Genomic DNA, 21,968 nt, shown 5'->3' with positions numbered 1-21,968 from the left:
CCTCTTTGGTTATTACTCCTATACGAATCATACAAGCTCTTCGTTTCATTTCTATAATATGATCTTACCTGGGTTTAAAATGTCGTTTGGATCCAATTGTTTTTTTATAGCTAACATGATGGGAAGAGTATCAGCATGTTCCTTAGCCAAATATTTTGCTTTTCCAATACCAATGCCGTGCTCACCTGTACATGTCCCACCTTTTTGAAGAGCATAGTCCACTATACTAGCATTCACCGTATCAGCTTTTTCACGCTCTTCCAAAATTGAGCTATCATACATCAAAATGGCATGAAAATTTCCATCCCCTACATGACCGAGTACAGCACCTGGTACACCGAACTCATCCATCGTTTTTCTCGCATGTACGATTGCTCCGGACAATTCAGAGAGTGGAAGACAAACATCGGTGAACATCATCGATTTTCCGGGATAACCGTGTTTAAATGCATAAGCTAGATTGTGTCTTGCTTCCCAAAGCTTAGCGCGCGCTTTAGAATCACGTTCCTCCACCCACTCCAAACCTCCAAAGCTCTCGAGCAACTCTTTTGTCAATGATGCTTCATATGAAACGCTTGAAGGGTTTCCTTGAAACTCTAAAAATAAGGTAGGAGATTCTGTATACGAGGTATCGCTATTGTGGTTCACTTGGACGATCGAGCGTTCATCAACCAGCTCCATCCTTGCGATACCAGTGCCAGAGCCAAGAACCGCACCAGCTGCTTCAACCGCCGATTGAACCGATGGAAATGTGCACCTTGCTGCTAAAACTGATTCAGGGATGCCGTATACTTTTAATGTAATCTCAGTAAAAACCCCAAGTGTACCTTCTGAACCGACAAACATGGAGGTCAAGTGATAGCCCGCTGACGATTTAGCGGCCATTCCGCCGGTTTGAATAACCTGTCCATCAGCCAGTACTACCTGGAGATTTCTTACTTGGTCACGCATGATTCCATATTTTACGCTGGTTGTTCCACTTGCATTCGTAGCTGCCATTCCACCGATCGTAGCATCAGCTCCAGGGTCCACGGGAAAGAACAATCCGAATTTTTTTAGTGCTAGGTTTAGCTGAGTGCGTGTAACACCAGGCTGTACTTTCACTAGAAAGTCATCTGGACGAATCTCTAACACTTCATTCATTTCTTGAAAGTTTATAGAGATGCCGCCTTTAACGGGAATGCAGTGACCTTCAAGACTGGAACCTGCTCCGTAAGGCACAACAGGAATTTTGTTTTCATTTGCGAATTTTAGTATAGAAGAAATTTCATCTGCTGATATAGGGTATACAACAATATCGGGAGAAACAGGGTGGTGATATGATTCATCGTGGCTATGCTGCCAGAGAATCGTTTCATTTTGTGTGGCACGCTTTTCAGAAGTTATTTTCTGCATCATAAGCAAAAGATCTGACTTTGTCATTTCCAAAGAAACACACTCCCTATACGTATAAGTTTATTTCTATTTTACATGAAGTAAGCTAAAAATCCTTTTTAAACATGAAATTCCGTATATATGCCCAAACTAACAAGTGAGGTGAAGAATGATGAGAAAATGTTGGATCAACAAATGGCATGTTATACTGATCATATTATGTATTTCGATAGTCGCTACAGGCTGTGGGAACAGTGACAGCCAAAACCAATCCGAGGGGAGAGAGCAACCGGTGATAGGTGATGGTAAAGAAGATAATAAAAAGAAACAAAGTCCTAAGGATGGCAATGAAGAGCGATCTGGACAAGATGGTCAGAACGGTATCGTTGCAGGAAATATTGAAGGTACAATCAAGGTTCAAGAACAGCAGAACGCAAAAGGTATTCTATTTCGGTATGAGTTAAAAAATCAAACAGAAAAAGAGAAGGTATTTCAATTTTCATCCAGTCAAAAGTTTGATTATGTAATCAAAGACAAGAATGGAAAAGTTGTTTATCAATACTCTAAAAATCATATGTTCATGCAGGTTCTCACTTCATTAAAGTTGAAGCAAGCGGATGTTTTTACGCAAGACATTTTAGTGAATAATCTTGAGCCAGGTTCATATACACTTGAAGTGTGGTTAACGCCAACTGGAGAAACAGAAGATTACAGACAAAAAATCACTTTTAATTGGAACTGATTTGGGGAAGAGATGAGTTAAGAGCTCATCTCTTTTTGTTATTTTTAACAGTCAAACAAAATACTTGAAAGTCAAAAAAGGTCAAAGTATAATATGATTAAAGGTGAAAGGTCAAAGAAAGTCAAAGTCAAATTCTGAGCAATCAAACCAAAACACCTTAACCAAAAAAGTTGCGAAACGAAAAGCATAACGTTATAATCGCAAATAATTTATACAAATTTTCTAAAAATCTAGATAGGGGGTTACAATTATGCGTTGTGAACAATGTGAAGTTAATCCTGCTACGATTCAAATGAGTATTTCGATGAATAAAGAAAAGAAACAATTTGTGCTCTGCTCGGATTGTTACCATAAAGTAAAACAAGAAATGACTACTGGAGGAGGAATGAATATGAACTTTTCTTCTTTCGATGATATTTTTCAACAGATGATGAATGGACAAGCTTTTGCAGATCAGTCTAACGGTCATCAGCATCAACAAACACAAAAAGGAAAACGAGGCGGAGGCTTCCTAGATAAATTTGGCCGTAACTTAACAGATGCGGCAAAGGCAGGAATCATCGATCCCGTAATCGGACGTGATCAAGAGGTACGTCGTGTCATCGAAATATTGAACCGTCGTACAAAAAATAACCCGGTATTAATCGGGGAGCCAGGTGTAGGTAAAACAGCAATTGCTGAAGGCTTAGCTACTAAAATTGTAGAAGGTAATGTACCAGCAAAGCTACTGAACAAAGAAGTGTACTTGTTAGATGTTGCTTCACTCGTTGCAGATACTGGGGTAAGAGGTCAGTTTGAGGAAAGAATGAAACAACTTATTGCTGAACTTCAAAAACGGAAGAACGTCATTCTATTTGTAGATGAGGTGCATCAGATCGTAGGAGCAGGGTCTGCTGAAGGTTCAATGGATGCAGGAAACATTTTAAAACCAGCACTGGCTCGTGGTGAACTTCAGATGGTTGGTGCTACAACACTTAAAGAATATCGCCAGATCGAAAAAGATGCAGCGCTTGAACGACGCTTCCAGCCTGTAATCGTTAACGAACCAACGACGGATGAAGCATTTGAGATCCTCAAGGGACTTGCTTCGCGTTATGAAGACTATCACCAAGTTAAATTTACAGAAGAAGCTTTAAAAGCTTGTGTTACATTATCACATCGGTATATTCAAGATCGTTTCTTGCCCGATAAAGCGATTGATCTTATGGATGAAGCAGGTTCAAAAAGCAACCTTCAACATATTACGATTGAGAAATCGTCCATTGAGGAGCGCTTAGAAGAACTTGTTAAAGAAAAAGAGAAAGCTGCTGCAGATGAAAACTATGAACTTGCAGCTAAGCTTCGACAAGAAGAACTAGTGCTTGATGAGAAACTTAAAACACAAGAAGAAGATAAAAAGGCAGCGATTGTGCAAGTAGAAGATATTCAACATATCGTGGAACAGAAAACAGGAATTCCAGTTCGTAAGCTGCAAAGTGATGAACAGTCTAAGATGAAAGAGCTTGCTGCAAAACTTTCAGCTCAAGTAATCGGACAAGATGAAGCGGTGGAAAAGGTAGCAAAAGCGATTCGCAGAAGCCGTGCAGGATTAAAGACAAAAAAACGTCCGATTGGTTCCTTCCTATTTGTAGGACCAACGGGTGTAGGTAAAACAGAATTAACGAAAACATTAGCTAAAGAAATCTTTGGCGATGAAGACAGCATGATTCGTCTCGACATGAGTGAGTATATGGAAAAGCATGCTGTATCCAAGTTGATCGGTTCACCTCCAGGGTATGTAGGACATGAAGAGGCAGGACAACTTACAGAACAGATCCGCCGTAAGCCATATAGCATACTGCTACTCGATGAGATTGAAAAAGCTCATCCAGACGTACAGCACATGTTTCTTCAAATCATGGAAGACGGTAGATTGACCGACAGCCAAGGACGTACGGTAAGCTTTAAGGATACTGTGATCATCATGACAAGTAATGCCGGTTCAGCTGTAAAACAAACAAAGAAACTAGGGTTTAATACAGAAGAGGTTGAAAAAGAAACGCAGATTCTAGACTCTTTAGGTGGCTACTTCAAACCAGAGTTTCTAAACCGTTTTGATAGCATCGTTCAATTCCAGTCTCTAAAAGAAGAACACCTTGTGAAGATTGTTGATTTGATGCTGCAAGATCTTTCTGTTCAACTCCAAGAGCAAAACATCTCGATCTCAGTTACTTTTGCTGCAAAACAGAAGCTTGCGAAACTAGGGTATCATCCAGCTTTCGGAGCAAGACCACTTCGTCGTATCATTCAAGAGCACATCGAAGATAAAATTGCAGATGTTCTTTTAGATGACGAGAGCGTCGAGAAGCTAACAGTAAATGTTTCAGAAGGGCAGATTGTCGTCAAGAAAGCATAGACTAGCTACGATTGTATAAAGCAAAAACAGTTAAAACTAAAAACCTTGCTCGGAGAGTATCTCCAGCAAGGTTTTTGTTTTACAATTCATAGAAAGGGTAATTCTAGTTTTTAGATAAATTTATCCGAAAAAATAAGCCATGCATCTGCATGGCAGAATGAATAAAAAATAAAACTCTCTGTCTTTATGAATCATCTTTGGAGCGGATAATGGTAAGAACAAGCATTGAAAAACCAATCATGAGTGACATCGCTTCAAATACTGTCATCCCCATCCCTCCTTGCAAATTAGGAGTAAGACTCGTACAGAAACTAGAGAAGGAAAAGTATTGTATGTTTACCATTTTATCCCGATTTGAAAAATGAAACAAGAATCGGAAAGACTATTTCTAATAACACTATTTAGGTCAATAGGATTATTTTACCAATATTATTTTCGGTCAAAAATCGAATTCTTTTTCTATTTTAACTAGGGTGTACCAAAAGACCTATGAAATAATTAATTTTAAAATATTTTAGATAACAGGTGTAGCTAGGAACATCACGAAAAGAAATATAAATAAGCTAAATACGAAGAGCAAACACTTTCTTTTCATTCTTTTCATCCCCCTTGTGTATATCAATGTATAAAAAAATGACATTGTTCATGACTATTATTCAAGGAAAATTTTAAGGAGGATTAATCGTTGGACACATCTTATGTTTGGTATGTCAGTTATGGATCTAATTTAATGGAGCATCGTTTTTTATGTTATATTCTTGGCGATCAGCCGGAAGGTTCTACTCAACGGGAAAGAGGCTGCAGAAACCCAGCCATGCCGCTGAAGAACGGCAAAGCAGTTCTGCCATATCCCCTGTATTTTGCAAGAGAGCGAACGAAGTGGGGGGAAGGTGGGGTTGCCTTTATCGGCCATGAAAGAAATGAAGCTTACGAGACGTTTGGGAGAAAGTATTTGGTCACTGTTGAGCAGTTTTTAGATGTTACAGCCCAAGAAAACAGCTGTGATGAAATAGAGGCTGATCTGGAGGAAGTCATCAAAAAAGGATATATTCACTTTGGCCAAGGCTGGTATAGTCGAATGGTCTATTTAGGCGAGGACCAAGGATATCCGATGGTTACATTCACTTGCAATCTTGATATGCATGAACAGGATTTGAATCCACCGCCAGCAACTTATCTTATTACGATCGCAAAAGGGCTTAGTCAGATAGGTCTATCTTGCGGTGAAGCGGTAAAATATTTTGCTCAAACCCCTGGAATTGCAGGTCGAATGAAGGATGAAGAGATTGAAAATATCATTAAGACGTATTTTTAGCATGACAAAAGCTAGATAACTTGTCCAACCACCGGCTAATTTACCGATTAAAGGGTTGAACATAGGCCTAGCGGTATACGTCTAATGGAACTTACTTGATTTAAAAATCGATGAGATAATAAAGTCCCCTATACATATAGAGGTGCTTCCTACAGTGAAGCACCTCTTTTTTTTATGGCTCTTTCCAAAAGGTTGGCCCTTAGTTGTTTTTCGAAGTAGTTCATTTCCGTTCGGGACTGCTCGCTTTCCCTAGGGCAGACAAGTAATCCTGATGTAATATTCCTTTTTGGAACATGCTTAGAAACGCGCAGGTGGTAGGCTCACTACCACACATTTCAAAGCTTTAAGGCGTTAACACATTTTTTATTAACTTATGCATTCATTTTTATTTGCTTAATAGAGATGATTCCAGCAGGGCAGTTAAATTGTTCTGCGATTAATTTTTTCACTTGTTCGTGGAGATTGGGTTTGCTTGGATAGATATTAACAATCACGATGTTGCCTTCAGTAATTTTTTCCTCACCATGACTAAGTTGGAAATCCACTACAATTTTAGCCATCTTAATTCTCCTTATCTTTTATGTCATAAACTGCTTGTTGAGATATTCGACATTTTTCTGAGAATCCTGTCTTTATTTAGAGAAATTAGGCGAAAAGTATGGAGGTTTTTCAATCCGTTTACTTTTCTCAATTTTTTACAGGGGAAATCCTTCACATTATAGAATGTAAATAGGAAGATTGTAGTGGCAGGGGGTCTATAGGTGGAGAGTGCTCTTCAGAAAAAAAAGTCTGTTAAACGATTATCTTGGAAAAAAAGTTTACTTATCATCGGAATTGCTATCGTTGTCATATTAGCAGCAGCAGCAGGGACTGCCTATTTTTTGCTTCAAAAAAGTAAACCCATAATTAATGGATCAATTTCTCTAAACGGACTAGAAGCTACGGTAGATGTTTACAGAGATAGAGACGGTGTTCCTCATATTGAAGCGACCTCAATGAAGGACCTATTTATGGCTCAGGGCTTTGTAACAGCTCAAGACAGGTTGTTTCAAATGGATTTGAGCAGAAGACAGGCTTCGGGAATGCTCAGTGAGGTTATTGGGGAAAAGACACTTACCCGTGATAAGTTTTTTAGAACACTTGGTTTGAGAAGAGCAGCAGAAGCTTCTTATGATAAATACTCTCCAGAAATGAAACGATATCTCTCATGGTATGCAGATGGTGTGAACGCTTATATGAACCAAGCGAAGAAAGATAACACACTACCCATCGAATTTTTGCTCGTTGGATATGAGCCGGAGAGATGGACGCCGGTTGATTCGCTCGTGATCGGTAAATACATGGCTTTTGACCTTGGTGGACATTGGGAAGGTCAAGCCTTTCGATATTATCTAACGGAAACGTTCTCTAAAGAAAAAGCTCTGGACTTATTTCCAGGATATCCAGAAGATGCACCAACGATAATAGAAGATCTACAGACAGAAGGAATTGATTTTGAAAAAAGTTTCGCAGGATCGGTTATTCCAAACCATCATAATGGTAGTAATAACTGGGTAGTTGCGGGCAGTAAAACGAAATCTGGAAAACCGCTTCTTGCCAACGATCCACACCTTTCGCTTGGTACTCCTTCCATTTGGTATCAAGCTCATCTTAAAGCTCCGGATTATGAAGTTTCTGGTGTAATATTTGCAGGAATTCCAGGTATCATTGTGGGCCATAACAAAACGATCGCATGGGGTGTTACGAACGTAGGACCAGATGTTCAGGAACTATACGTAGAAAAGAGAAACCCAAAGAATGCTTATGAATTTCAATACTTAGCAAACTGGGAAAAAGCTGATGTGGTTAAAGAAAGAATTAAAGTTAAGGATAAAATGGATGTAGATCACGAGGTAGTTATCACAAGGCATGGACCTGTAATTTCAGAATTTGCACATCATGATAAACCAGGTACAGCCCTTTCATTAAAATGGACAGCTCTTCAACCTTCAAAGGAGCTCGAAGCTGTAATTATGATGAACCGCTCTAAAAATTGGAATCAGTTCGAAAAAGCACTGGAATCATTTCATACACCGGCGCAGAATTTTGTATTTGCTAGTACAGATGGAACGATTGCTTATAAAGCAAACGGTTTGATACCCATTCGTAAACAAGACTATACGTCAATTCCTGTTCCTGGATGGACCGACCAATATGAATGGAAAGGGTACATCCCGTGGGATGAACTGCCAACAAGTGTTAATCCTGAAAAAGGATATATTGCGACAGCTAACAATAAAGTCACTGCTGATTCGTATCCTTATCATATTTCAGATACATTTGCTCAACCATATAGACAACAACGGATCGTAGAAGTACTTGAAGGGAAAGAAAAACTTACGGCAAAAGACATGCAGTCTCTGCAGTTCGATCAAAAAAACAAGCAAGCAGAAGAAATGCTACCTATTTTTTTGCAGCAAGTTATGAAAAAGCCGCTAAACGAAAAGGAACAAGATGTTTTAGCACTTCTGAAAAATTGGAATAGATCGGACAGCAAGGAAAGTGCAGCTCCATTAATCTTCCATATCTGGATGAGCCACTTTAGTGATGAGTTGTTTAAGGATGAGATCAGTGAAGAGATGCTTAAAATGTTTGACGGTAGAGAACAAGTAGTGGACGAACTGATAAGAAAAGCGAACTCTGGAGAACCCGGACCTTGGATCAAAGAGAATGGTGGATTAGAAAAAGTCACCCAACGTTCTTTTGAATCGATGATGACCTTATTAACAGAAAAATTTGGTGAAGATTCATCAAATTGGGAATGGGGAGATTTTCATACCTTAACATTTGAACACCCTCTTGCTGCAATTAAACCTTTAAATCTGTTATTTAATCCGGATAAACAAAGTATGGGTGGAAGTAAGGTTACAGTGGGTGTAGCCGGATGGGATCGTGAGACTGGAAGCATCACGCACGGTGGAGCTTGGCGCTCAGTGATTGATATGTCTGATACGTCAAGGTCGTATCACGTGGTCGGACCAGGTCAATCCGGTCATGTTCTGAGCCCATGGTACAGTGATCAAGTGGAAGATTGGGCCACTGGCAAGTATCACGAAACAGCATTAATTAACAAAGAATGGCCAGAAAATCAACATCTCGTTTTGCGACCATTTGGAGAAAAATAAAAACCGATAGACTCTTGTCTCTGTCAAAATAACAGGTTGGACATATGGTGTAGAGAAGGCAAAAACAAGCTGGGAGGTTTACCCCATTGTCATACCAAACGTATCACCTGTGCCGTCGTTATATAGGCAGATCGGTATATATTGATTGTCATTGTGGCACACGATATCATGGTGTTCTTAAACACGTAGATGAGAGTAAAGCGTATATTCTACCGTATAGTTCAGAAGGTCAGGACGAGAGCAGCAACCGCTTCTTCTTTGCACCAGCATTAGTAGGACTAACACTTGGAACTATCGCAGGTCTAGCACTAGCACCTCGACCTTATCCAATCTATCCTGTCTATCCGCCATACCCATATCCGCCGTATCCGTATTAAGTTTTATAAGACTGAATTCACACTACACTTTGCGTGTAGATGGATCAGTCTTTTATTTTGTTAATCAGTGTGTTCTTTTATTTATGGTTGTTTTTTTAGATACATTGTTGCTCTACGAAAGAGTTGAGATCCCTATACATTTGCATGCTTTCTATGTTTCGTAAGAAGAGCTTTCTGCCAGTATATGCGCATTAGGAGTCTCATCATCTTTACCTTCAACCAACTTGCATAGTAGCGAAAAAGAAAACTTCCAAAAGCGGGAGTCCTTTAGAAAAGAGCGTGATAAATAGTGCTTTTTTATAAAAGAGAGCAGGAAATGAAGAATAAGAGAGGGAATTTAACGAATACATAAAATTAAAATCGAATATAAATCTAGCACATGATCACGAATTTTTTACGAGGGGGTATTGGTATGAAGCTCGCGTTTTTGTTTCACCCAGTAAAAGATTTACATGAGTCGCAGCAATATTATGAAGGTCTAGGGATGACTGAAGCCTGGCGAGAAGGAAATCAAGTACTTGGAATGTCGATGAAAGATTGTGAAGTACAGCTGATGATAGAAGAAGATGAGCATGATCTAGGACCAGGCGGTGTGTTTTTAGTAGATAGTGTTGATGACTTTTATCATGAACATGAGGGAAAGCTGAATTTTGTTAAACTACCTTGTACAATTCCTCCGGGAAGGTATGCCATCTATCGGGATGCAACAGGAAATCCAATCCGCATTATTGATTCTACGAATAAAGACTAAATAGGGTGAATAAACACCATTCAACTTTGAATGGTGTTTTTATTTGCTATTTTCATTGCGGAATTTAGCCTAGTGATAAAAATCATCGTTTTCATTTAATGCGGGATCATGCAGATCGCCTACGAAATTTAACAAACTGTCACCTTCAAAATAAAAAGGCTCAGTATCTTCTAACCAGCTTCTATATTCCTGGAAATCTTGATCAAAGTCTCCCGAAAAGAAACGATGAGCTACTTCGTTTGTTAAAGTATCTATGATCACGATCCCTCTGTAACTCTGGCGATCGGGTTCATCATAATCGCATGCTATGTAATAAGCCATAATCTTACTCCTTTTTAAGTCATACTCATAATGTTGCAATTTAGTTCTTTTTTCATACCATTATTTTTCAGTTTCTTCATAAATTAAATGCATAAGCCATAAAACTCTAACATGGGGTTAAAACGCTCTTTACATTTCGCTAGTAAAATAAAAAATGAAGAGGACTGAAAGAGGGTCATACAATGAAAACATACTTTATGGTACAAGAGAAAATCAGGCCAACTTGGATTCATGAAATGGTCATTAAAGCGAATGAGTTTGAACAATGCCAGATCTTTTTTGAATGCAATACGTTAAGAATCAATGCAAAAAGCCACCTTAGTATGAGTCTTTTAAATGGCATGCAAGGGGTCTGTTGTGTTTCTGCAACTGGAGAAGATAGCAGGGGTGCAGTTGATGCCTTACGCAGTCTTGGAACAGGTTCATTATCATAAAAATATATAAAACCATAAAAAAAGCAGTCATCCGACTGCTTTCTTTTATTTGCTCTTTTTTGGTTGAACAGTTGCTCGGTTTTCCTGAAACTTCTTTTGAATATAGACATCTCCAACTACTGATCGTGCTTGTTCAGCTTCTTTGTGCTCTTCGCGCGCTTTTTGCTCAAGCATCTCAATTTCTCTTTTGTTGTGTTGTGTCAATTTTCTTGTCCACCTTTCTGCTGCTTCCACATTTCGTGTTATTCCCGCAAAAGAGATGAACAGGGCCCTATTCCTCTAAAAAGGAGTAATCAATAAAAAGATATGATACGTATTTAACTTATATGTGTTTATTTTTGAAACAGCTTGCATTTTAGGTGAAGAGGTCTAATATGAAGGAAGGAATAAACAACGAAAGAGAAAGGGTTTTTGTTTTGCAGCGAATCATGTGGTTAACGTTTGGTGCTTTTTTGCAAGGACTAGCTATGGCAGCTTTTCTTTTTCCTCACCATATACCTTCTGGGGGTGTAGCGGGTATTGCTATATTAAATGGATATTTTTTCGATGTATCACTTGGTTTAACGTTATGGTCGATAAATTTTGGACTATTGCTGTTGGCAATAAAGAAACTCGGAAAGCAAACCGCATTCTGGACCATCTATAGTGTGGCTATCACATCAATCGTTGTGGATTGGCTGACTCCTCAGATCACCAACCCTTTAAACGGAACACTTGTAGATGTTGTGTACGGAGGTATTATCTTCGGAACAGGAGTGGGTATTCTCTTTCGATTCGGTGCATCTTCAGGTGGTATGGATATCGTTGCTTTAATTCTTTCTTATTGGACGGGTAAGAAGCCAGGAACCATTCTTTTTTGTATCAATAGTGTTGTATTGTTAGGTACATCGTTAATGTTAGGCATTGAGATTATAGTATTCGCTTTAATGTGCCAGTGGATTAGCACAAGGCTTATCGATTTTGTAAGAACGGTATCCCCTAAGAGAACAGCAAAACCATATATGTAAACAAAAGAGGTGCGGAACCATATCCGCACCTCTTTTTACTGCATATAAAATTAGCAGTCTTTGCCTTTATATGCCCACGAACAGCCAACAATAATGAGAAGGACAAATAGAACTACTATGATCGCAAAACTCTTGCCATAACCTCCGCCACCACAATAACTATATCCGCCACCATATACTGGTGCGTTTGCAAGTGAAGCATTTACCGGTGAATTTGCATACATTCTAAAAACTCCTCCTTATAAGTGTACTTTCGACTTCGATACAGTATATGTAAACTCCGGAAAGCGTGTATGGACAAATGATTAGATTTTAAGGAAATAGGCATATGTAATAATTGAAAAGAAAATGAGATGTTACGATATTATATAAATGGGGTAAATGTAAGCAAGGAGGCGTTATTCATGCAAACTACAACTCAAACTCAAATGAAAACAACGAGTAAATTATTGAAAACACAATCTTGGGCCCTAATCGGTCTTGGTACAGGAGCATTAGTGTGGCTCTCCTTTAAACCAAACCGTATTAAAACTAAAATGAAATTTAAAGATATGAAACGCAGAGTTCGACCAGATCACATTGATCGTACGCAGCTACCTATTAATAAAGCAGGTCATCCTGATCCAATGGATGTTGATGACAACAAGATGGTAGAAGAAGGAGCGATGTACTCTGTAAACTATTTCAATGACAAAAAAGGTTAAAAGGATGGGAAGTAGCCCATCCTTTTTTTTGAGCCTGAACTAGTAGCCCTAAGCATCGATTTTATAATAAAACGATAAAAAACAAACGATTCTTTACTAGTATTATTACTAGTTTCAAACTCAAAAAAGTCGACGAATGCGGCTGAATCTTGGATCATATTGAAGGATATCTTAGGTATTTCTGACGATATAGCATGAAAAAATTGTCCACTTTTGTAACATTACTTCTTCTTTTGGTGAATCTATTTTCAAGGATAAAAAAAGCGTTCATAATAAGCAAGAGGTATATAAAAATGACACAAGAGGAGCGGATTTTCGTGGAGAAAAAAGAATGGAATAACTCTCTTCTCATGGAATGTATAAAAGAAAAAAAAGAGAAGCTGGTAGAAGTTGCGGATCGCAATGGCTTAACCAGCAATGAAACGGTTAAGTGTAGTCAAGAGTTAGATGTTTTGCTGAATGTGTATCAAAGACAATTTTCTTTTTAATTATCGTTTATTGAAGATGAGTTCATCTGTTAGTTGATCGATACGAAGTAGAATGGCTTTTTTTGTTACTAGTGGATAATTACAGTGAAACTCTGATAAAAGTTCACGTATCTCCTGAATCAGGGTAATTTCTTGTTCAGGCATAGATTTAGATGATTCGCTTTTGGTCTTAAAATGAATCAGATTGTCCTTCACACCAACACCCCATTTTCATATTGTGTTGGATACTACTTCCATAGAAGGATTTAAATCCCTTCTAAAAGTCGAAATGTTTCCTTTATACAGCAGAATGTGACAATATCTTTTTGAGGGAACAAAATTCAGCTCTAAAAATGGGAGGCTATTAAACAGATGACTACGATTAAATCATTGCAAGATACGACGGTCTTGAATAACGGAGTAGAGATGCCGTGGTTCGGACTTGGTGTATTTAAAGTTGAAGAAGGACAAGAAGTAATTGATTCTGTTAAATGGGCAATCGAAGCGGGCTATAAGAGTATTGATACAGCAGCCATCTACAAAAATGAAGAAGGTGTTGGACAAGCGTTAAAAGAAGCGGGTGTTCCTCGCGAAGAATTGTTCATCACGACTAAAGTATGGAACAAAGATCAGGGTTATGAGTCAACGCTCGCAGCGTTCGAAGAGAGTATGAGCAAACTTGGACTTGAGTATCTTGATCTATATCTCGTTCACTGGCCGGTAAAAGGAAAGTATAAAGAAACATGGCGTGCACTTGAAAAGCTTTACAAGGATGGAAAAGTAAAAGCGATTGGTGTGTCTAACTTCCAAGTGCATCACTTAGAAGACATCTTAGCTGATTGTGAGATCAAACCGATGGTGAACCAGGTAGAATACCATCCACGTTTGGCACAAAAAGAGCTTCTGTTGTTCTGTAAAGATAACAACATTCAACTCGAAGCATGGAGCCCACTCATGCAAGGGGAGCTGCTAGATGAGCCATCATTAGTCGAACTAGCAGAGAAATACGGAAAATCTGTAGCTCAGATCATCCTTCGTTGGGATGTTCAAAACGGCGTTGTAACGATTCCGAAATCTGTTAAACAACACCGCATCGTAGAAAATGCAGATATCTTTGATTTTGAATTATCGCTTGAAGATATGGCGAAGATTGATGCGTTAAATGAAGATCGACGCATCGGCCCTGACCCAGATAACTTCGACTTCTAATAAGGGGTCTGACCCCAAACAAATACAACAATTCACATTTTGTCCACGTGGAATCTACAGATTCCACGTGGATTTTTTTATTTCTGACATGGATGAGTGGTGGCAATATACGAACGAAATGTTGTTCTTCCCACGTATTAAGGGTATAGGCTTAAATAAACTGTGGTACGTCCATAATGAGTAGGATTAAAAGAATGATACAAATTCTAAGTATCGAAAACAATTGAATATAGTTACTTGACAAAAGTAAGTATTAAATCATATACTTAACTTACAAAAAATAAGTTACATGAAATCGAAAGGATGTAAAGGATATGACGATGCGTACAGATGGAATTCACCATATAACTGCGATTGTTGGTAACCCTCAAGAAAATGTAGATTTTTATGCGGGTGTACTAGGGCTTAGACTTGTTAAAAAAACAGTAAACTTTGATGATCCAGGGACGTATCATCTCTATTTTGGAGATGAAGGAGGGAGCCCAGGAACCATCATGACGTTTTTCCCTTGGCCAGATGCTTATAGAGGTAGAGTTGGTTCGGGCCAAGTTGGAACTACATCTTTTGTTGTACCCGAAGGCTCTTTACCTTTTTGGGAAGAACGACTCGTGAAGTTCGCCGTAGAGTATAAAAAGACAGTCCGTTTTAAAGAAGAATATCTAGAATTTCTCGATCCTCATGGATTGCGTCTAGAAATTGTTGCAAGACAAGAAGGCAAGAATAGCGAATGGTCATTTGGCGAGGTTACTCCTCAACATGCAATAAAAGGATTTGGTGGAGCAGTACTTCTATCAGCAGCTCCACAGGCAACCGAACAAGTTCTTACAGAAGTGATGGGGTTAGAAAAAATAGGGCAAGACGGTGATTACATCCGGTTTCATGCAAAAGGTGACATTGGGAACGTAATTGATGTTAAACGATCGCCTGAAGCAAGAGGAGTGAGCGGAGTAGGTACGGTTCATCACATCGCCTGGAGAGCTTCTTCCTACGAAGAACATGAACTATGGCAGCAACATGTGAAACAAAAGCAGTTTCAAGTAACCGAAATCATTGACCGACAATATTTTAACGCTATTTATTTCCGGGAAGAAGGCGGCATACTCTTTGAAATAGCAACTGATCCACCAGGGTTTACACGTGATGAACCAGAAGAAGAGTTAGGAAAGAAATTATTACTTCCACCATGGCTTGAGCCTCACCGTGAACAGATAGAGAATCACCTACTACCGGCTGAAGCCAGAATTTTAAAGGAGGATAAACGATGATCCATCTATTTAATAAAGGAACAGATTTAAACAAGCCAGTACTTTTGTTATTACATGGTACAGGAGGAAATGAGAAGGACTTACTATCGTTAGCAGAAATGATCTCACCAGAATCCTCTGTACTGAGCGTAAGAGGAAATGTGTCTGAGAACGGTATGCCGAGATTTTTCCGCCGTCTTTCAGAGGGTGTATTTGATGAAGAAGACCTAATCCTTCGTACAAAAGAGCTTAATGAGTTTATTGAAGAAGCAGCAGAAAAGTATGATTTTAATCGTGATCAAGTTGTGGCTGTCGGCTATTCAAACGGGGCTAACATTGCAGGAAGTTTGATTTTTCACTATGAAAAATCATTAAAAGGTGCTATCCTTCATCATCCGATGGTACCTAGACGCGGAATTGACCTTCCGAACCTTGATGGACTTCCTGTTTTTATCGGGGCAGGAAAAAACGATCCAATCTGTCCGCCTCAAGAAACGGAAGAGTTACAGCAATTGTTGAACAACGCCGGCGCAAAAGTACATCTGAAATGGGATAACATGGGTCATCAGCTATCAAGAGCTGAGGTGGAAGAAGCGGCTGAATGGTTCAGCAAACATCTCTTATAATTCATTTTTGTTAAAATTAAGTCAAAATATAAGACAAATAGATCATGATCGTTTATTTAGTGCTAAATGTCACAACTGAGTCATTCATAAGAACATATGGAATTCGACAAGTTCATGCTCATCGTACAAAAACTGATTAAAGTGGGTGAAGATTCATGAAGTCCATCGATCCTCAAAATTTATCAATTAAAGAGAATTATAAGTTTCTAACCGGAAGTATTATCCCAAGACCGATTGCGTTCGTTACCACTCTATCATCAGATGGTGTGCTAAACGCAGCACCGTTCAGCTATTTTAATGCGTTAACTTCCGATCCTCCTTTAATCGCAATCTCTATTGGGAGGAAGGATGGTAAACAGAAGGATACGTCCCGAAATGCAGATGAGCTAGGTGAATTCGTGGTTCACATTCCAGACGAAACATATATAGAAGCTGTAAATATAACAGCTGCTAACTTAGAGCCAGACCAAAGCGAAGTTGAACTTGCGAATTTAACGAAGGTAAAATCGGTAAAAGTAGGTGTTCCTGGTATCGCTGAATCGAAAATACGTATGGAATGTGTTGTTGAACAGATCATTCCTCTAGGAGGCACACCCGACAAGCCATCTACTGATCTGTTAATCGGAAGAGTCGTTCATTATCATATTTCAGATGAACTTTATCACGATGGCAGAATTGATGCAGACAAGCTAAGGCCGGTTGGTAGATTAGCAGGAACGAATTACGTAAAGCTTGGAGAGATTTTTTCGTTAGAACGACCACAATAGTATTTAACCTTCCTCATAAAGAGGGAGGTTTTTTGTTTGTTTTCGAATGCTTTTACGAGATGAACATTGCCATAAAACGACATTTTATAAAAATCAAAGTTCAGATATTGCTACAAACTATCAAAATTTAAGTAATAGATTATAACTTTAATAGGTAAATATGCCGTTTTTTCCGACATAAGACCTGCATCGAAGAAAGGAAGAATGCCTCACTAATGAACTCGTAAATCTATCTAACTCAATGCAAGTGTAAAAGCATAAAGAAAATATTGGAATTAATATAGTTTCTTTTTAACACAGATAAAGGGACTGAGTCCTCATTTTTCACTTACTTTATTTTATATTACAAAAATAAGTAGTTATGTACCGTGCCATTAGTTTTGCATACCAGAAAAAATAAGCAAAAAGAAAAAAATGACTAATCAAAAGTCACGGGTTAGCAGAATAGCAGTCATACAAAGGATTTATTTTCCATTTACTAGTACTTTCTACGACAAAATATTACATAATCTTACATGACTGTTCCGTTAACCTTTATATAACAACAAAGAATTACTATATTTTCATAAAAATTACAGGAGGTGTGACAGAATTCTTGCTAGGTTAGATCAACCAAAAAACAATAGACCAGGGAGGGAAAAGTTACATGAGTAAAAAACGAAGAAAAGTACGCTGGCTTTCCGTATTTTTAGCTTTTTTAATGATTGTTCCAATGATGTTCCCATCTCAAGCGAATGCTGCTACTACAAAAGGTAAGGCTTCTACTTCAGCGAAAGAGGCAGCATTAGACGGTAAGACGAGTAAGGTTGCAAAGAAACTGAACGAGCAATTCAGCAAGAAGGATAAAGTTACATTCCTCATTAAATTCAAAGAACAAGTAGATACGGCTGCAGTGGCGAAAAAAGCTACTAAAGAAGCTAAATCTCAAAAACTCTCTTCTAAACAAACTAAACTTATGAAACGTTCAACGATCGTTTCAACACTTCGTGCAAACGCGCTAGAAACTCAACAGCACACGAAAAAATACTTAGAAAAACAAGAAAAAGCAGGTAAAGCTGAAAAGATCCAATCTTTTTATGTTGTTAACGGTATGGCCGTAACGGCGACTAAAGAAGTAATGGAAGAAATCGCAGCTTTCCCAGAAGTTGAAAAAGTTCTTCCGAATGAAACAAGACAGCTTATTCAACCTGTAAGTTCTGTAAAACTTCCAGAAAAGCAACTTCCAAAATCATCACTACAGGTGCAACCGAAAAACGATACTTCTTCTATTGAATGGAATATCGAACGTGTAGGTGCTCCTGAGGTTTGGGGAATGGGTATTGATGGAGCTGGTACAGTTGTTGCCAATATCGATACAGGTGTTCAATGGAACCACCCCGCACTAAAAGAAAAGTATCGCGGATACAATCCTCAAAATCCAGATGCAGCAGATCACCAGTTCAGCTGGTTCGATCCTGTTGGTAATCAAGCTACTCCATATGATGATGATGGACATGGTACACATACGATGGGAACAATGGTAGGTGCTGAACCGAACGGAGGCAATCAGATCGGTGTTGCTCCAGGAGCAAAATGGATTGCTGTAAAAGCGTTCTCTGCATCAGGTGGATCAGATGTTGATCTTCTTGAAGCCGGTGAGTGGATCTTAGCGCCAAAAGATGCAGAAGGTAATCCACATCCTGAAAAAGCGCCTGATGTTGTAAACAACTCATGGGGTGGCGGAGCAGGACTGGATGAATGGTATAGAGAGATGGTACAAGCTTGGCGTTCAGCTGAGATTTTCCCAGAATTCTCTGCAGGTAACACAACGCTCTTTAATCCAGGTGGTCCAGGATCAGTTGCAACTCCTGCAAACTATCCAGAATCCTTTGCAACTGGTGCAACGGATATCAATAACACTTTAGCGAGCTTCTCACTGCAAGGACCTTCTCCATATGACGAAACAAAACCTGAGATCTCAGCACCAGGAGTAAATATCCGTTCAGCGGTTCCTGGAAGTGCATATGAAGGTGGTTGGAATGGTACATCAATGGCCGGACCGCACGTTTCAGCAGTAGTTGCTTTATTGAAGCAAGCTGATTCGAGTCTGACTGTTGAAGAGCTGGAAGAGATTTTGTTGAATTCAGCCACTCCTCTTACAGATGCGACTTTCCCTGAATCTCCGAACAATGGGTATGGACATGGACTTGTTAACGCATTTACAGCCGTATCCTCAGTAGTGACTGGATTAGGAAGAATCGAGGGAACTGTAACGAAAGAAGGAGAAGACAGTGAAGCTCCTTCCATCACACATGAAGGGCCAACTGAATCTTACAAAGAGATGCCATTAAATCTTGAAGCTGAAGTGTCAGATAACATTAGCGTTACTTCAGTTACATTGAGCTATCAGAACGAAGACGGAAGCTGGACAGATGTGGCTGCTGAACGTACAGGTGGAGATTATCAATCAGGTACGTACAGCGCTTCTATTCCAGGATCAGCATTAATGGGTGATTCCATTGTCTATAAATGGACAGCCATTGATTTTGGAGGAAGTTCCGTTTCAACTGATAACTATACAATAGCACTGCTACCTGGAATCTCTTCAGGATACAGTGAGGATTTTGAAGGAAATCCTACAGGCTGGACATCTTTTGGAGCAAATAACAGCTGGGAACATGGTGTACCAACAAGCGGACCTGGTGCAGCATTCTCTGGTGAAAAGGTATATGCTTCAAGTCTTGCTGGAAACTATGCGAACAGTGCTAACATGACACTTGTTATGCCTCCTGTTGATCTTCCTGAAGGCAACACTTATCTTCAGTTCAAACAGTGGCACGATTTAGAGCGAAACTATGATTATGGACATGTATTCGTTTCAACAGATATGGAAAACTGGACACAAAAGCTTCGTGTAAACTCTACTTCCGGTGGTTGGATTGACGGTGAAGTAGATTTAAGTGAATATGCAGGACAACGCATTTACGTTGCGTTCAATGTAACTGCTGATGGTTCAGTCGTTAAAGCAGGCTGGTACTTAGATGATGTGAAGTTGCATGACCAACCGATCACACCAACGAAGAAAGTGAAACTTGGCGGATCACCAGCGGTTGAAAAAGCACCTATGTCACAAGCAAAACCAAAAGTAGATCCTTCTAAAATCAAGCCGATGAAACCTTCTTCTGAAAAAGAACCTTCAAAAGATGGTAATGGTGCTCCACTAGCTCTACCAATGAGAGCAGAAGTTAGTGTTCTTGAAACAGGACGTTCTGTTTATACGAATCCTCAAGATGGTTCGTACAGCTTAACACATGCGGCAGGAACGTACACGGTACAAGCTGAGGCGTATGGTTTCCGTTCGCAAACTCAATCAGTAACTCTCGAGGCTGACGGAACGGCACGTGCGAACTTTACACTAGAAGAAATTCCAAGAGGAACAGTCTCTGGTACGGTTACGAATGAAGTGACTGGAGAACCGATCTCAGGAGCTACTGTGATGCTCATGGAAGATGCTGCGATTGCACCTGTTCAAACGAATGAAGATGGTACGTATGAAATCTCTGCATACGAAGGCGAATACACGCTAAAAGTACTTGCACCTTCTTATTATGGAGAAGAAGTTTCTGTTACCATTTCTGGTGGCGATACAACGGATCAAGACATCGCGTTAAAACCTTTCATCGGTTACCCAGGTGAGATTGGGTATGACGATGGTACAGCTGAGAATGCTCGTGCATGGAATGCTGCAGGTAACGCTTGGGCAGTTAAGATGTCACTAGCAGATGGTAATGAAAAAGCAGCTGTAACTGGAGGACTATTCCGATTCTGGGATACGGAATGGCCAGTACCAGGTGGAACAGCATTCCAAGTAGCTGTATACGATGCGAGTGGACCAGATGGGACACCAGGTAAAAAGCTCGCTGGACCTTTTGATGCTACAGCATTACGTAATGGCGAGTGGACGCATGTTGACTTAAGTCAACACGGCATCATGGTAGAAGGGGACTTCTATATGGTGTACATCCAAAACTTTGCAAACCCTAACACACCAGGTCTTGCAACGGATGAAGATGGAGAGTGGTCAGGACGAAGCTTCCAAAGCTTGAGTGGGGCATGGTCTCAATCTCCAGAAGAAGAAGGTAACTATATGATCAGAGCGACTGTAAACTATGAAGTAACGGCACCATCCATTACTTCTCCAGTCGATGGATCGTTTACAAACGAAGAGAAAGTAACTGTAACAGGTAACGCTGCTCCAACCACTACAGTGGAAATCTACAGAGACGGAGAAGAAGTAGCTACTGCTGAAACGACAGACGAAGGTACGTTCTCTGCTGAAGTTATGTTAGAAGAGGGCGCTAATACGTTGACAGCCAAAGCAGTAACAGATAGTGGTTCAACAGATGAATCAGCTCCGGTAACTGTGACGCTGGATCAAACAAAGCCAAGAGTGAGTATCACATCACCGGCTGATGGTATGAAGACAAACCGTGAATCTGTAACCGTAAAAGGTACAGTTGATGAAACCAACCTTGATTGGGTTAAAGTTAACGGACAAAAAGCGCAAGTTGACGAAGGTGGCAACTACAGTCACCGCATGCTTCTAAATGAAGGAGAAAATGTAATCAAAGTGGTTGCGCTTGATAAAGCTGGAAATCGCCACTCGAAGACTGTAACCGTTTATGCGAAGTTCGAAGCTCCAGTGGTTGAGAACTTGAAACCTGACACAGACAAAGAGCTGAAGAGCGGGGAGTCTGTGAAGATTGAATTTGACAGTGCGCCAGGATTGGATGCAGTATTCGTTATCCATATGCCGCTGACAAATGCTGGTGGATTAGCAAATGCTACAGAGCTTCCGATGCGTGAAACGTCTGAAGGTCATTACGAAGGTTACTACACAGCAACTACAAATGTTAAGGCACCAGGTGCTGTTGTTGAAGTGATCGCTTCAGATGATTATGGCAACAAAACAAGTGAACGAGCTTCAGGTAAGCTTTACATCAACGCAAAAAAATAAAAAATAAAACTTTATTTTTCCGGCCTTCTCCCTTGTGAGAGGCCGGTTTTTACGTGGTTTTAGTACCAAGTCATA

The 21,968-nt window shown here is 39.6% G+C and carries 22 protein-coding genes; 15 read left to right on the top strand and 7 right to left on the bottom strand.

Translation table 11 applies throughout. The features are described from left to right. Positions 1–51: 51 nt before the first annotated feature. The gene (locus tag IHV11_RS16670; protein ID WP_197195766.1) at positions 52–1,422 is read right to left on the bottom strand and encodes an FAD-binding oxidoreductase; all 1,371 of its coding nucleotides are present in this window, start codon (positions 1,420–1,422) and stop codon (positions 52–54) included. Between the two features lie 121 nt (positions 1,423–1,543). On the opposite strand from IHV11_RS16670, the gene IHV11_RS16665 reads away from it, so the two are divergent. Together IHV11_RS16665 and IHV11_RS16660 are read left to right on the top strand one after the other, a co-directional pair. Continuing rightward, positions 1,544–2,116: a BsuPI-related putative proteinase inhibitor gene (locus IHV11_RS16665; protein WP_197126985.1), complete on the top strand. Its 573-nt coding sequence runs from the start codon at positions 1,544–1,546 to the stop codon at positions 2,114–2,116. Positions 2,117–2,366: 250 nt separating this feature from the next. After that, positions 2,367–4,511, top strand: coding sequence for an ATP-dependent Clp protease ATP-binding subunit (locus tag IHV11_RS16660; RefSeq protein WP_197195592.1), 2,145 nt, complete (start codon positions 2,367–2,369; stop codon positions 4,509–4,511). Between the two features lie 184 nt (positions 4,512–4,695). Here the strand turns inward: IHV11_RS16660 and IHV11_RS21270 are convergent, their stop codons facing one another. Continuing rightward, entirely contained in the window at positions 4,696–4,785 is a 90-nt protein-coding gene (locus tag IHV11_RS21270) for a putative holin-like toxin (protein ID WP_222122228.1), read from the bottom strand. Between the two features lie 411 nt (positions 4,786–5,196). On the opposite strand from IHV11_RS21270, the gene IHV11_RS16655 reads away from it, so the two are divergent. After that, entirely contained in the window at positions 5,197–5,826 is a 630-nt protein-coding gene (locus IHV11_RS16655) for a hypothetical protein (protein ID WP_231618097.1), read from the top strand. A gap of 371 nt (positions 5,827–6,197) precedes the next feature. Here the strand turns inward: IHV11_RS16655 and IHV11_RS16650 are convergent, their stop codons facing one another. Next, positions 6,198–6,386, bottom strand: a complete 189-nt coding sequence (locus tag IHV11_RS16650) for a hypothetical protein (RefSeq protein WP_197195591.1) — start codon at positions 6,384–6,386, stop codon at positions 6,198–6,200. 201 nt (positions 6,387–6,587) lie between these two features. On the opposite strand from IHV11_RS16650, the gene IHV11_RS16645 reads away from it, so the two are divergent. The 3 genes from IHV11_RS16645 to IHV11_RS16635 all read left to right on the top strand — a co-directional run bounded on the left by IHV11_RS16645 (position 6,588) and on the right by IHV11_RS16635 (position 10,118). Next, positions 6,588–8,990, top strand: a complete 2,403-nt coding sequence (locus IHV11_RS16645) for a penicillin acylase family protein (protein ID WP_197195590.1) — start codon at positions 6,588–6,590, stop codon at positions 8,988–8,990. Between the two features lie 86 nt (positions 8,991–9,076). Beyond that, positions 9,077–9,367, top strand: coding sequence for a hypothetical protein (locus tag IHV11_RS16640; protein ID WP_197128255.1), 291 nt, complete (start codon positions 9,077–9,079; stop codon positions 9,365–9,367). A gap of 412 nt (positions 9,368–9,779) precedes the next feature. Further along, the gene (locus IHV11_RS16635; protein ID WP_197126989.1) at positions 9,780–10,118 is read left to right on the top strand and encodes a VOC family protein; all 339 of its coding nucleotides are present in this window, start codon (positions 9,780–9,782) and stop codon (positions 10,116–10,118) included. Positions 10,119–10,187: 69 nt separating this feature from the next. Here the strand turns inward: IHV11_RS16635 and IHV11_RS16630 are convergent, their stop codons facing one another. Next, positions 10,188–10,439: a hypothetical protein gene (locus IHV11_RS16630; protein ID WP_197190739.1), complete on the bottom strand. Its 252-nt coding sequence runs from the start codon at positions 10,437–10,439 to the stop codon at positions 10,188–10,190. Positions 10,440–10,621: 182 nt separating this feature from the next. On the opposite strand from IHV11_RS16630, the gene IHV11_RS16625 reads away from it, so the two are divergent. Beyond that, positions 10,622–10,873: an HPr family phosphocarrier protein gene (locus IHV11_RS16625; protein ID WP_197126991.1), complete on the top strand. Its 252-nt coding sequence runs from the start codon at positions 10,622–10,624 to the stop codon at positions 10,871–10,873. Between the two features lie 45 nt (positions 10,874–10,918). On the opposite strand, the gene IHV11_RS16620 is transcribed toward IHV11_RS16625, so the two are convergent. Continuing rightward, complete coding sequence (locus IHV11_RS16620) at positions 10,919–11,077, bottom strand: hypothetical protein (RefSeq protein WP_197126992.1); 159 nt, start codon at positions 11,075–11,077, stop codon at positions 10,919–10,921. 170 nt (positions 11,078–11,247) lie between these two features. Between IHV11_RS16620 and IHV11_RS16615 the strand changes: the two genes are divergently transcribed. Continuing rightward, positions 11,248–11,880, top strand: coding sequence for a YitT family protein (locus IHV11_RS16615; protein WP_231620379.1), 633 nt, complete (start codon positions 11,248–11,250; stop codon positions 11,878–11,880). A 50-nt stretch (positions 11,881–11,930) separates the two neighbouring features. Here IHV11_RS16615 and IHV11_RS16610 read toward each other — a convergent pair whose 3' ends face one another. Beyond that, on the bottom strand, positions 11,931–12,104 hold the full coding sequence (locus IHV11_RS16610) for a YjcZ family sporulation protein (RefSeq protein WP_191753127.1): 174 nt from the start codon (positions 12,102–12,104) through the stop codon (positions 11,931–11,933). A gap of 180 nt (positions 12,105–12,284) precedes the next feature. Here IHV11_RS16610 and IHV11_RS16605 point away from each other — a divergent pair, with 180 nt between their 5' ends. Together IHV11_RS16605 and IHV11_RS16600 are read left to right on the top strand one after the other, a co-directional pair. Continuing rightward, the gene (locus IHV11_RS16605) at positions 12,285–12,584 is read left to right on the top strand and encodes a hypothetical protein (protein WP_231618099.1); all 300 of its coding nucleotides are present in this window, start codon (positions 12,285–12,287) and stop codon (positions 12,582–12,584) included. 317 nt (positions 12,585–12,901) lie between these two features. Next, the gene (locus IHV11_RS16600; RefSeq protein WP_370568694.1) at positions 12,902–13,072 is read left to right on the top strand and encodes an aspartyl-phosphate phosphatase Spo0E family protein; all 171 of its coding nucleotides are present in this window, start codon (positions 12,902–12,904) and stop codon (positions 13,070–13,072) included. On the opposite strand, the gene IHV11_RS16595 is transcribed toward IHV11_RS16600, so the two are convergent. Beyond that, on the bottom strand, positions 13,073–13,267 hold the full coding sequence (locus tag IHV11_RS16595; protein ID WP_197195589.1) for a hypothetical protein: 195 nt from the start codon (positions 13,265–13,267) through the stop codon (positions 13,073–13,075). Between the two features lie 156 nt (positions 13,268–13,423). On the opposite strand from IHV11_RS16595, the gene IHV11_RS16590 reads away from it, so the two are divergent. The 5 genes from IHV11_RS16590 to IHV11_RS16570 all read left to right on the top strand — a co-directional run bounded on the left by IHV11_RS16590 (position 13,424) and on the right by IHV11_RS16570 (position 21,893). Then, entirely contained in the window at positions 13,424–14,260 is an 837-nt protein-coding gene (locus tag IHV11_RS16590) for an aldo/keto reductase (protein ID WP_197190737.1), read from the top strand. 314 nt (positions 14,261–14,574) lie between these two features. Beyond that, entirely contained in the window at positions 14,575–15,525 is a 951-nt protein-coding gene (locus IHV11_RS16585; RefSeq protein WP_197195588.1) for a ring-cleaving dioxygenase, read from the top strand. Continuing rightward, positions 15,522–16,130 (top strand): alpha/beta hydrolase, encoded by a 609-nt coding sequence (locus IHV11_RS16580; protein ID WP_197195587.1) that lies wholly within the window; start codon positions 15,522–15,524, stop codon positions 16,128–16,130. Before IHV11_RS16585 ends, IHV11_RS16580 begins: the two co-directional genes overlap by 4 nt. Before the next feature lie 155 nt (positions 16,131–16,285). After that, positions 16,286–16,897 carry a flavin reductase family protein gene (locus IHV11_RS16575; RefSeq protein ID WP_197195586.1) on the top strand — a complete coding sequence of 204 codons (612 nt, stop codon included), beginning with the start codon at positions 16,286–16,288 and terminating at the stop codon, positions 16,895–16,897. Between the two features lie 646 nt (positions 16,898–17,543). Then, positions 17,544–21,893 carry a S8 family peptidase gene (locus IHV11_RS16570; protein WP_197195585.1) on the top strand — a complete coding sequence of 1,450 codons (4,350 nt, stop codon included), beginning with the start codon at positions 17,544–17,546 and terminating at the stop codon, positions 21,891–21,893. Positions 21,894–21,968 lie beyond the last annotated feature (75 nt).

It is taken from the genome of Fictibacillus sp. 26RED30, assembly GCF_015903845.1.
GTDB classification, from domain to species: domain Bacteria; phylum Bacillota; class Bacilli; order Bacillales; family Fictibacillaceae; genus Fictibacillus; species Fictibacillus phosphorivorans.
Note: the sequence above shows the minus strand (reverse complement) of the source record. Positions and strands in the feature narration are given on the sequence as shown.